6 protein-coding genes are annotated in these 11,807 nt (G+C 38.9%); 2 read left to right on the forward strand and 4 right to left on the reverse strand.

Annotated features, from left to right (window positions below):
* Positions 1-18: 18 nt before the first annotated feature.
* A complete protein-coding gene (locus tag Q4Q57_RS21675) occupies positions 19-4,338 on the forward strand; it encodes an NACHT domain-containing protein (RefSeq protein ID WP_311891990.1) in 4,320 nt (1,439 codons plus the stop codon).
* 229 nt (positions 4,339-4,567) lie between these two features.
* On the opposite strand, the gene Q4Q57_RS21680 is transcribed toward Q4Q57_RS21675, so the two are convergent.
* Both Q4Q57_RS21680 and Q4Q57_RS21685 read right to left on the reverse strand, forming a co-directional pair.
* On the reverse strand, positions 4,568-5,983 hold the full coding sequence (locus Q4Q57_RS21680; RefSeq protein ID WP_311891991.1) for a DEAD/DEAH box helicase family protein: 1,416 nt from the start codon (positions 5,981-5,983) through the stop codon (positions 4,568-4,570).
* A gap of 4 nt (positions 5,984-5,987) precedes the next feature.
* The gene (locus Q4Q57_RS21685; RefSeq protein ID WP_311891992.1) at positions 5,988-6,530 is read right to left on the reverse strand and encodes a response regulator; all 543 of its coding nucleotides are present in this window, start codon (positions 6,528-6,530) and stop codon (positions 5,988-5,990) included.
* Positions 6,531-6,661: 131 nt separating this feature from the next.
* Between Q4Q57_RS21685 and Q4Q57_RS21690 the strand changes: the two genes are divergently transcribed.
* Positions 6,662-6,868 carry a helix-turn-helix transcriptional regulator gene (locus Q4Q57_RS21690; RefSeq protein ID WP_311891993.1) on the forward strand — a complete coding sequence of 69 codons (207 nt, stop codon included), beginning with the start codon at positions 6,662-6,664 and terminating at the stop codon, positions 6,866-6,868.
* Between the two features lie 279 nt (positions 6,869-7,147).
* Here Q4Q57_RS21690 and Q4Q57_RS21695 read toward each other — a convergent pair whose 3' ends face one another.
* Both Q4Q57_RS21695 and Q4Q57_RS21700 read right to left on the reverse strand, forming a co-directional pair.
* Complete coding sequence (locus tag Q4Q57_RS21695) at positions 7,148-8,710, reverse strand: endonuclease NucS domain-containing protein (RefSeq protein ID WP_409438208.1); 1,563 nt, start codon at positions 8,708-8,710, stop codon at positions 7,148-7,150.
* Positions 8,711-9,570: 860 nt separating this feature from the next.
* The gene (locus Q4Q57_RS21700) at positions 9,571-10,725 is read right to left on the reverse strand and encodes a DUF3883 domain-containing protein (RefSeq protein ID WP_311891994.1); all 1,155 of its coding nucleotides are present in this window, start codon (positions 10,723-10,725) and stop codon (positions 9,571-9,573) included.
* Positions 10,726-11,807: the final 1,082 nt, after the last annotated feature.

Raw genomic sequence — 11,807 nt, forward strand, 5'->3', positions numbered from 1 at the left:
AATGACATTCTTCTTAAATTGGATGGAGAAGAAATTCAAAGAGTCAGACTACAGCTACAAAGAGTTTATCAAGCAGGGTTTGAACTGATTGATAAAATTCCCGTCAACACGTCAACACCATTTTCCGATAAGCTTCATGCTCCTATCTCTTTGCTGGAACGTTTCTCTGCACCAGATATTTTGTTCAGAGAAAGTGTAGTAAATCACTTAGCTAAAGAGCAAGAAAGTGCACTTACAGCATCTACACATGAACCCCTGCAGGCCGAAACACCTTCACCAATTAAGAGGGAGGAAAGTCACCTGACTGAGCGGTTACGCCGTGTATCCATCTTAAATTGGCTAGCAGAATCTGATCATATTGCACTGATCGGTCATGCTGGAACGGGGAAAAGTACTGTGTTGAGGTGTCTGGCACTTGATCTACTTGGACAACAGATGCTGTTTCCTGACGTAGCCAAGAAATGGGGACGACACTTACCTTTATTTATCTCATTTGCGAAATGGGTGCGGCTCACTGAAGCCAGTTTACAAGTTGTAGGTATTAAAGATTTACTTCGTGCAACATGGCAACAGCAGTTAACTGCAAATTTAGTCACTTTGATTGATAAGGCTATTGATGAGTCTCGTATAGTGCTGTTTGTTGATGGGCTTGATGAGTGGGCGAATGAACAGGCTGCACGTACTACTTTGCAAGCAATGTTGACTATTGTATCTGCACATAACATCCCTGTTGTCGTTAGTGCTCGGCCTGGTGGGCTTTCTAAAATTGGAGGAGTTCCTGACTACTGGACTGTAGGACAGTTAGCCCCTTTATCAAAAATACAGCAAAGGGAAATTGCAACCATTTGGTTTTCACGAAATGTCGGTCAAAATAATGATGATGCCTCCAACGAAGAGTCGGTTCTTTGGCAAACAAACCGTTTTTTTAAGGAATTACATAAAGGACGCGGTTTGGCAACATTAGCTGAAACCCCTCTTTTGTTATTGGGTTTAATTGCACTCGCAGTACGTCAGCTCGTTTTGCCAATCAACAAAGTACAAGCACTAAGGCAATTAACAGAACTTTTGTTAGAACTTCATCCTTATAGCCGAGCAACTGCTGCTGGTGATGTGGTTCCACGTTTTTCATCAGCGGCTTCAATTGATGTACGCCGTGATGCACTTGCTGCGCTAGCTTTCGAGATTCACTCTAAAGGTGGAGATGCCGGATACCCGATCCAGTTGGCACACAAATGCATAAAAGCTTTTCTTACCGACCCAGAGGGTTTCTGTTATTCGTTTAGGGATGCATCTGATGTTGCTAATGAAATTCTCGCCGTTAATTCGGAGACAATGGGCCTACTTGTTGAAAAAGGACGCGAAGAGGTGGGGTTTGTTCATGCTAGCCTACAAGAATATTTAGCATCTGTTCATATTCATGGTTGGCCCATAGACCAAATTTTAGAATTTGTAAGATTAAATGCCAGTAATCATCGTTGGCGAAATGTCTTTGGTGATTTGATTGCACAAAATGCGAGAAGATCTGAGGCGGAACTGATTGTAAGAGTTATAGATGAGCCAGAAAACGATGCCGTTGGAGCTATACAAAGGCGTTTACTTCTCGCTGATGTAGTATTTGGGGGCGCTGAAATTAATAGGCCTACTGCGACAAGGTTAGCGAACCGTAGTTTTGACATAATTGCGGGGGTAGGTTGGATAAATGAACGAACAGCACATCTATCAGCTGCTCTACAAGGAGTTTATAACCCAACACTTAAAGATCAAACCTCTGAAAACCTTAACCACTGGTCAATTAGAAACACAGAATATCTAGAAGACTTTTATAAAGCGTTAGCTAATTGGTCGCGAACAGAAGTGCTGTTAAATATTTTGAAGCATGGAATTAAAGATGATAATGCTCTCAACTCTCGAGCTGCTGCTAGAAGTCTCGCAATGGTTTATAAAGGAGATGCTAATGTTGAAGAATGGTTAATCTCTTTACTACGTGGTGATACGGATTTGCTCCTTGTGGGTTTAATCTTAGAGGCTCTAGTAATTGGTTGGCCAAATAATTCTATTTTAATAGAACTATTAAATAGTGCTTCATCTTCGAAAGATAAAGCACTTCAGTTAAGTGTTATTTGGTGCAAAATACACTTAGGACTTCATGAAGATGCTGAGCTTAACGTTCTGATTAATTTGTTAAATTGGAGTGATGGAGTAGATTATTACCATAGAGGAGTTGCTGAACAATGTTTGATACATGGTTGGCCGAACAATAGTCGTGTCATCCAGATATGCCTGGATACATTAGATAAAGTTGTTAGAGAAGCCTACGAAATTGACCGGGATGTTGCACATGAATACCTAATAACTTGTGATGTCAATAATTCTAAAATTTGTTCTTGGATATTAAGTGAGCTTGAACAGGGGCATCCTTTTACTAGTTTCTATGCAAAAAAGTGGGAATGGGTCCTAAGATTTGCAGATGCGCGCCATGACATACGTGAAAAACTCATTTCATTAGCTATATCTAATGAAATGGAATATCGTGAACATGAATTACAACCAATTTTTAGTAAGATAGAATCCCCTGTTATAAAAAAATATCTTATAGATAAAGTTAGACTTTCTAAGGGGATGTCTGCTTATTGGTGTTTAGCTCCTTTAGTAAAAGGATGGGCTGCTCGAGATCCTGATGTTAAAAATCTAATCCAAGAGATTCTCACTTGGCCAGATGAGCAAAAACAATATATAGTTAGTTTGCTACCTAAAGTTCTTGAGCGTGAAGCATGTATTCAGGAGCTACTGAGAATTGCTAAAAGTAATTTTAATATTAGATTCGACCTATTGATATCTGCCTTCACTCAATTAGATGTCAGTAAAGATAAAGAAATATCTGATGTGTTGATTACAAAAATTTTTTCTGAACCAGATTCTGTGTACTCTGATTCCAAGAGCTTAATCTCACTATACCCGCATGAGCCCAAGGTCAAGGATTATGCCTTGTCAATACTTGAGGAGCGAAATCCCCCGCTTGCACTATTAGCCTCTGTATATAATGACGAGCCAATTTTTCAGATAAAAATTGCTGAAAAAGTGGAATCACTCACTTCAACTTTACGACTACAGATCATCGATGCCGCATCAAATGAGTTTGACCGCAATAATACCGCAAAGCAAATTCTTGGAAGATATGATAATGAGGTAGATTATTCGTTAAAAATTCAAGGTTCTATCAAGCATTATCAAGCACTGTACCCCACTGACACTGATCGTCAGACAGTGATACAACGCCTACTTTCAGATGTACTTTCTGTAGGAGTTGACCATGCTGAGCGTCGAGCTGCAGCTTTTGCAGGGATAATGATATATGGTGCAACAGAGCAATTTGCTTCTCTTGAATGGAATAATAAACCTTTAGATATTTCTTTAGGCTCTTATGGCCGAGAACCTCAGGCTTTACTTCGATTGGTTGCTGAACATTGGGGAGAACTAGATAAAAGCCTTAATCGAGACTTAATTACTCGATTAGGAAGTATAAGTTCTGAACCTCATTTTTGGGCCATTATTTCCCCTTATATTTCAATTAATCCTACTTTACGGCAGTTATTTATCGAATATTGTAAAAACACTAGTAGTGATATAGGAATCCAAGAGTTACAAGCACTTGCTAAAGAACTTCCTAAAAGTGATTTGCTTTTCCAACATTGCATTTTGAGTATTAATAGTCCAAAAGGTAATGGGACATGGCCAAGCTTTCAAAAATACTTCGAGGCATCTTATATTTTACGTGATCAATTTAGTGCTGATAAGGAGGTGTTATTTCAGTTGGAAAAAGTACTACGGGATACAAATTATCAGCATGGCGTTTCTGCAATGGCAATCTATGATCCTTACCATTCGAGCCTCGATGAGGTTGAAAAAATGATATTAAGTGAATCAGAGACATTAGAAAATTACGCACCTTCTATCCTTCTGGCTGCATCTCGTTTTGAAATCGATCAGCTTGGGATATTAGTAAAAAGAATGATAAATCGCTCTAGTCATTCAATGTGGGATTTCCAAGATAGGATTAATTTTGCTCTTAAATCTAGAATAGGGAATGATGTGGAGTTTGTTGCCCAGATTGGTAAATGGTTGGCATCAAACCCGACCGAAAGTGAGATATCGAGTTTTTCACGTTATTTAGGGGCTACAGGTAAACTTGATGAGGAAACACAGAAGCTATGCCTTCAATTACTTAATGAAAGAAATTCCATGTTAAAAATTCCACGCCATGGTTATGATACTATCTCAGATTTAGTAAGACCAGTGACCCACTCTTTGCTTGACGTACTAGTAGGGACAATTCATTAGTCGTTCGTTTCATTAAATCAGCTCTTAAATAAATATAGTTGATTCTCCAGTGAAGACATATTTGATTTTGTTTTTTATGTCAAATAGATTTATTTTTATGGCTTTCAAGATTGCAGGGCGTCTAGAATTAAAGGTATTTAAATTTCGCATATTATTTCAGCTTTGTATCACGACCATAAAACTAAAAATGTTGAGGAAAATAGTGGCACCATAATTTAAAAGTTTGGATTTAAAACGGTGAGTCAAATGTAGATACCACTTTTTCTCTAAAACCACCTAAAAGCTCAAATGATAACGATGCTGGGGTGCCTAAAAATTTCCTTGATAAAAGCTCTACAGAATACGATTGTGTTTGTTTATCTATGTATTGTCTTCCAAAATTCAGTTTGTTGATGTTAGTTGGCAGTATCGTTTTCAATGATACATCATGGTTTTCGAGTGGGTCCTGTTTGAGCTTAATTTCAATTGGCTCGTTAAATAACACAGGTATATCAGGTATCTCTTCTGCTATACGGTTGGCAAATTCGACAAGTTTGGGTTCGGCAAAGGTGTATAGCCAAGCTTGCTGATTAAGTGAATCATTTGTACGTAAAATACGCCCCAAAACCTGCCTAAAGTAGAGCTCGGTTTTAACTCTACTAAGGTGGCAGCAGACCTGCAGACGAGGGATATCAGTTCCTTCACTTATCATGCCTACACTCACGATCCAGTTAGCCGTACTATTTCTGAATTCATTTATCTTAAGTGAGGGGTCATCTTCTTTGTAGGTAACTATCTGAGCAGTTTCACTAAACTCTGTTTTTAGCATATTAAAGATATATGCGGCGTGCGATATTGATGAAGCGACGATGAGTCCGGCAGCATTAGGATTGGACTGTTTTATCATTCCAAGTCTGTCCGTTGCTAGCGCTAAAGTATGTCGAATTGCTTCATGATTTTTGATGATCGACTGGTACGAAATCGATGAGCATTTAAATAAGTCATCTAAGCAACCGTATGTCTTTGTTTCGTTTTCTTCGTCAGTAACTAAAATTTTGTCATTATCAATCAGTACAATTTGGGGGCTGCGACATACACCGTCGGCAACGGCTTCCTTCAAGCCATACACATAGTCACATTGAATTTGATTATCAGGATCTGTATATCGAGATAAAACAATTGGTGCTTGATCTGAACGCCAAGGCGTACCAGTTAACGCTAGTGTGTACTGCGCTTGAGCTTGTATGTTGAGTAGAATCTCTTCCCCCCATGCGTTCGCATCTTCTAGAGAGCTCCCTGCGCAATGATGAATTTCATCAAAGATCACGAGTACTCTATTTCTTTTTAGCAGTTGCCAAAAGTCTTCTTTAAAGGCCAACATCCCTTGGTAAGTATAAGAGCAACCAACTGAACCTATCACGCCATCAAACCGACAGCTTAGACGACTTGAAAAGGTCTGTTTCATCCCTTGAGATATATTCACTGACGGGGAGAAGCACAGTACAAAGTCGATTAAGTCATCCTCAAATAGTTTCGCAGCAACTTCGGCTGCCATAATCGATTTTCCAGCCCCTGGCGTTGCTAAGCAAAGAAAGTGTCTATGTGCACTATGAAAGTGTCTTAGAGCGCGTTTGACACACTCTGATTGCCATTGTCTAAGTTGCATTAGGTTACTTTTGCTGATGGGTGATAGCAGATTTAATTGCTTTGATTTGGCCAAGTAGTTTTGAGCTTGTTTCGCGAGCCTGCAAGTACTGGGATTCGAGGTGTGCTTTCATATCGGGAAAGGATTGATATAAGCGCATATACTCTTCGGACTCGCCGATGCTCGTAAATAAATCAATTTCGGATTGCTTGAGCCGCTCTTCTAATTGATGAATAGCATTACTTTTTTGCGTGTTTCTTGTTGGCGATTCTGTAATGGATGTAGATGCCTCTGATTTTTGTAAAATAAAATTTGTTTGGGAGAATTTCGCAGTCTTTTGGTAAGTTGTTTCCTTCTTCTGTTCATCCACATTTTTATCTAAGATCCCCTTTAGCACTAGCCTGTGGACCTGACGATAAATGAAATTGTACGTATCACCAATACTACGACTGCTAGCTGAAACAGCAATGTAAGTGTCCCTTAGGCCCATTATTTGAAAATTGTTGAAGCTCTCGTCCTTGAGAATGTTATGCAATGTCGTGCATATTTTGATTGAAGCTTTAGGCATGACGTTCTCGCAGCAGGCTGTTTAGTGATCGCTCTCGGCATTATAAGAGCATTGTAAATATATTGCGGATTATAATCCGTGGCTTTGTAAGCCGCAACTTTGGATAGTCTTTCTCTTTAACGAGATGAAAAATGAAAGACTTAGCGATCCAATTTGGGGCTAAACTGCGTGCAGTGCGTAAACGGCTTGGTATTTCTCAAGATAAAATGGCGCTATTGGCCGAGATTGACCGCAGCTATGTGGGACGAATAGAGCGTGGCGAGGTAAACATCACGCTCGAAAAGGCTTATCAGTTGGCCGAAGTTTTGGAATGTGACGTAAGAGAGCTTTTGCCGTAGGTGAGGTACTGATTGATTTTGAACTTATTAAGCTGCAATAGCCCCTGGTAGAGCTTTCTTGTCGCAGTTATTATCTGAATTCGAGAACAGACGCAATAATTCAATAGACTGGTTGGATTTTTATGTAGGTGTATGAAGGCATGCTATTTCAGATTCGAGGCAATTGTACTCCGCCAGTCCGTTATGGACTTTAAAAAGCCCTACCAAAATTTTTTCAAGGTAGGGCTATTCAATCAATAAAATATTGTATTATCTCTCACATATTCTCCGCCAGACTGCTTAAAAATCTTCTGCGGAAAACTGAATTAACCCATCCGAGATTTGATTATCATTATAAAACCTTGCTACTTCATCAATTACTTGAATATTATCCAAGAAAAAAACATGCAACCCAACTTTTTCTAGGTTGATCGCTGTTTTCTCTAATTGTCCATCATTTACCAATAAGCGCTTATCTCCACTCATTATAAAGTGTTTTAATCCCAAAATTGTTGATAATTTTTCATCATTCTTTGGTTCAGTATTGTTGAGTAGCCTTTTTTTGAAGTTGGTAACACTTCCATAGGTTTCTTGGATTTTTTCCACTACACCCGAAAAAATACCTCTCCCCTCACACATGAGAGTACCTATGTAGGATTGAACCTGACCATCTGATTTTTCTATTTCAATGTATAACTTAGGAACTCTAGGGTTTTCTATTTTAGAAATATAATCATTAATTAATGCAATAATATTCAGAGGGTTAAAAATGAAGACTCTTATTTCTTCGTCATTACCTAAGTTATTGAGAAGATAGTTTATAACTTTTTGCCATTCGCTGTTATGAGCTATAAATTTACTTAATCGCTGTCTAAAAACTAAAAAATCTGCGGCATTTTCTGTGGAAGAACATTCTTCAAAAAGATACGGATGTATACCATTTACTCCATTAGCATGTCGTAAAACGTCATCTTTTGACATATAAAGAGACGCTCTACTAAACATTTTTCCAAATGATATATAGTTTTTATCGACGGGGTACCAACTCAAGTAGTTGCTAAAAGAAGCGAGGCGCTCGTACTCATAATCGTAAGCTATTTTATTTTCAAACCCTCGAGTAAGCCTAACTCTAAAAGCAAGAGAAACTAAAAGTTTTTCACTTAAACAGTCACGACTACCGTAAGGAGTATACTCCTCGGCAGCTATGTCTAATTTCTGCAAGACACTCTCATAAGCACAACTAAAAAATATAATGATAATGCCAAAGCCATAATCTGGATGCGGGTAACATCCCTCTATTTTCGGTTGATTTAACTCGATATTAAAAACAAGAAGATTGAGCTCTGTGATTCTTGAAGCGATCTTATTTATTACATCCACAGCCCTAGTTCTATCTTTTTGACTTGAAAATTTAAACAAGTGAAACTTTGTAGCCGGCTCTTTATCAATGTCTTCTTTCTCTAAAATAATTTTCTCGTAACTTAACTGGCCGTCATTGATTGTTAATTTGTAACCGTTTATCGGATAATCCGCGTAAGTTGAGAATTCAGCGAAAGGAGTTCTAAGTTCTCTCCAGTCAGTAGATATAATTATTCTACGGATTTTTTCTTGCGGGATACTCAAAGAATCTTTAAGCATAGCTGAATACTTAAATAGCTGCTGAATCGCGCTTCTTTCGCTGTGCTTGCTCTTTTTTAGCTCAATTATGGTTAAATAGCCAAGGTTATCTTTGGCTAGGATATCAATGGACCCTTTAGTTCCGTCATCCGCTTCAACTTTGAATTCTTCTTCGATTAACTCTAACTTTGGATTAAAGCCCTTAATATTTTTAGCTATAAGAGTCCTAATTTCAGCTTCTGTCATTTCCAATTTAAGGTTCCTTCTTTTATGTAATTTATCTTTAAAACATGAATAAATAGCTCAACACTTCAATTTTTTGATTGGTTTACGAGCTCTTTATTAGTGGACCTAATAAGTCTTCTACAGACATAAATACGGGGGCAACAACAGAATTCCCCAATTGCTTATATGCTTTAATTGATCTTCTCCTGACCACTACACAACGCCATCACAGAACCTAAACCACTGTGCCGTATACCACTTAGCCTAACCTAAAATGCTGAATTCCAAGCGTTGAGAATAACTCTTAAATGCTTCGTTATAACGAGCTTTCAAAGTACTCTATAAAATCAATACATTCATGCTCATCAATCAAACATTGAGTAGTATTAATGGATTAGTAAAGGTATTGCTAACCTAGCATCGAGTCATATAGGTGTGTTGACACTAACTAAGAAAGGTCGGATAGGCGGCACCTGGTAACAGGCGGTGTCGCCCTCCTAAGAGCCATATGCAGTTAAAGTTACACTGCATACGGCTCAAGCCTCCACTAAGGCGCACTATGTTACCCAGTAACCACAAGGGTTACCTTTGCAATACTCACTTGAACATCAATGATTAACCTAAGTGCTTAAAGGGCATTTATCGCCCTTACTTCACCCTATCGACAGGGCTTCTGGGTCAGGTCTTGTATTTTTCCTATCCATTAGCGCATGTATGTATGGCAAACGTAATTAGCTGAAGACTACTCAACATTTTGAGTTAACTCACTTTGGGGCAATTCCATGCTACGAATGAAGCCTGTCATGATATTAAAAATATAAAAAACTCTATATACACACCGAAATTCAATGGTTAACTACATAGAAAGCATTAACGACAGTTTACTCATATTCCATTGAAACAGCGTAAGAAGTAGGCTTCTTGATAGATGCCTCATGAACCTCTTCTGCAAGGAAAGCATCAAGCCTTACTGGGACGGGGAGATCTTCAGCCCCCGTTTCTACGGAAACTAGGTAGAAGTAGTAGTTATCTTTGAGCTCTGGGGATGTTGACTTAGCCAGCTCATTTGATGATAGGTGAAAACTACAACCCTCTTTATTTGGAAGTTGTCTTAAGGTCTTTACCTCAATATAGCGTTCTGAACCGTCAATATTGAATGACAAGAAATCATATCCATATCCAGGTCTTTTAGTCCTATCCTGAATTTTATTTGCAAATTCAGAAAGCTCTAGTTCTCTCAATCTTTTCTTTTCCCATTTTAGAGCAAATTTTTCACTGTTCTTGCCAATCTTATCATTAGCATCATTCTTTTCTGGAAAATTAACTTCGGGATGGTTACGTACAGTCTTTTTCAGTTTTTTTCGAGAAACTTCATCAAGATTATTTCTAATGAATTTCGAGTACAAAAAAGACATAAACTTGATATTAGACCAAGACTCTGTAATGGAATTTTGAATTTTAAAGTCATAAAGGAGGTGTTGATATTCACTGACTGCCAGATTGGCCTCTAGCTTCAGCTCTTCTGCTAACAGAAGTGTATGCTCTTTACTGCAAATATTAATGAACTTCTCTGGGAAATACAGAGAAATGATCTTCGCTTTGAACATTTGCGATAGCAAGTTACCGTCGATTGCTGCGTAATCATTGTTTTGAGCGCTTTCAATAAGATCTAGCAAAGATGCTTTTACGGCATTAAAGGCTTTCATTTTGGTATCGCCATACTTCTTGGTAAAGCGATAAATTTTGGTTGTATCAGTTTTTGTCTGGCCGAAATATATCCCAAATTTATAAGCCGTTGATCCGGTGATTCTCGCCCAACTCCTTGTTCCAACCTCTACGAGATAACAGAATGTTTCTATCTCGTCTATATCTTTTCGCCCAATGACATATTCGGCGAGTTTGATATCAACCAACTCATCAGACGGATATGTCCTTATGAAGTTTTCCTGCTGATTCAAGGCTACCAATTCCCTGTCAGTATTGTAATTCTCCGAAAAATGCTTAAGTTCACTCTTCTTTAGCTTTATCTTTCGCATAGACGCCCTATCTTAGAAAAAATTATTTTAATTTTGTAATTGCCTAATTTTGCTTATGTACGTCTTGCATGGGCGATGAAAACACTCTGTAAGAAACTCACAGTTCAATAACATGCTGTTATTAAACGCTAACTACTAGAAAGTAACAAGAAATTTTAGTGAGGAGGGCTAAAGGAAGTCGCTCGCAAAATTGCGAGCAAATAAACATGAACATCATATGAGGCAGTAACATAACTAAATTTGGAAAATATTCAGATATTGAACTTAGTCATGTCAAGCAGCTAACGCGTAATGGTCGGATAGGCGACACCTGTTACCAGGTGCTGCCCTCCTAAGAAACCGTACGTGCAACTTTCACTGCATACGGCTCAAGCCTCCACTAAGGCGCACTATGTTACCCAGTAACCACAAGGTTACCTTCGCAATACTCACTTGAAGCTTTGATACTTTTCCTCAATGATTATCCAATCGATGGGTTGTCATTGAGCAATGCAAGGAGAGGCACTAACTTCATTTGAAGTCATCATTTGCGTTTCTCCATTAACAAAGTTCTTCTAGTTTACTTGCAACGGGAGACCAGCTGGAAGTGGGCTCACTTTCGTGCCAGAAACGAGATCTGTATCTGCATCATTACAATGCAGCATTGGCTTTCTTCAGCCTCCTTTACCTGCACCACTATCGACGATCTTCACAGACAGCTTTCCCAATGGGAGCGATACAGGCTTACCGTGTTCCGTATGTCGCGCAATGTCAGGGTAGACGCCCGCAATAGCGCTGATAGCATTTCGATCACGAAAGGGTATCGGATAACCCCTTTCCAGCTCCCATGCCATTTTGGCCACAGCGTATAAATCACTTCCGCTGCTTCCACTGTAACGCACCTTACGCGGATTTACGTATGATCGTCGTACTGACTCCCTAGCACTCACCCGACTTGTTGTTGTCAGGAGGAACGTCCTCTCACGATTTTGCTCCCGTCGTCCAGTCTGTGTCTGAACTTTGTTACGTTGTCTGGCTCGCTACTTTTTCAGAGCCATAGGGTCATCTGGTGATACAGATGGTTCACTCTTATCGTGGTGAAC

The organism is Shewanella sp. SP2S2-6 (assembly GCF_031931965.1).
Lineage (GTDB): Bacteria > Pseudomonadota > Gammaproteobacteria > Enterobacterales > Shewanellaceae > Shewanella > Shewanella baltica.

Bases quoted from the DNA above. Each gene is read 5' to 3' on its own strand.
- Q4Q57_RS21680 (WP_311891991.1), bottom strand. From the start codon at position 5,983: ATGCAACTTAGACAATGGCAATCAGAGTGTGTCAAACGCGCTCTAAGA.
- Q4Q57_RS21685 (WP_311891992.1), bottom strand. From the start codon at position 6,530: ATGCCTAAAGCTTCAATCAAAATATGCACGACATTGCATAACATTCTC.
- Q4Q57_RS21690 (WP_311891993.1), top strand. From the start codon at position 6,662: ATGAAAGACTTAGCGATCCAATTTGGGGCTAAACTGCGTGCAGTGCGT.
- Q4Q57_RS21695 (WP_409438208.1), bottom strand. From the start codon at position 8,710: ATGACAGAAGCTGAAATTAGGACTCTTATAGCTAAAAATATTAAGGGC.
- Q4Q57_RS21700 (WP_311891994.1), bottom strand. From the start codon at position 10,725: ATGCGAAAGATAAAGCTAAAGAAGAGTGAACTTAAGCATTTTTCGGAG.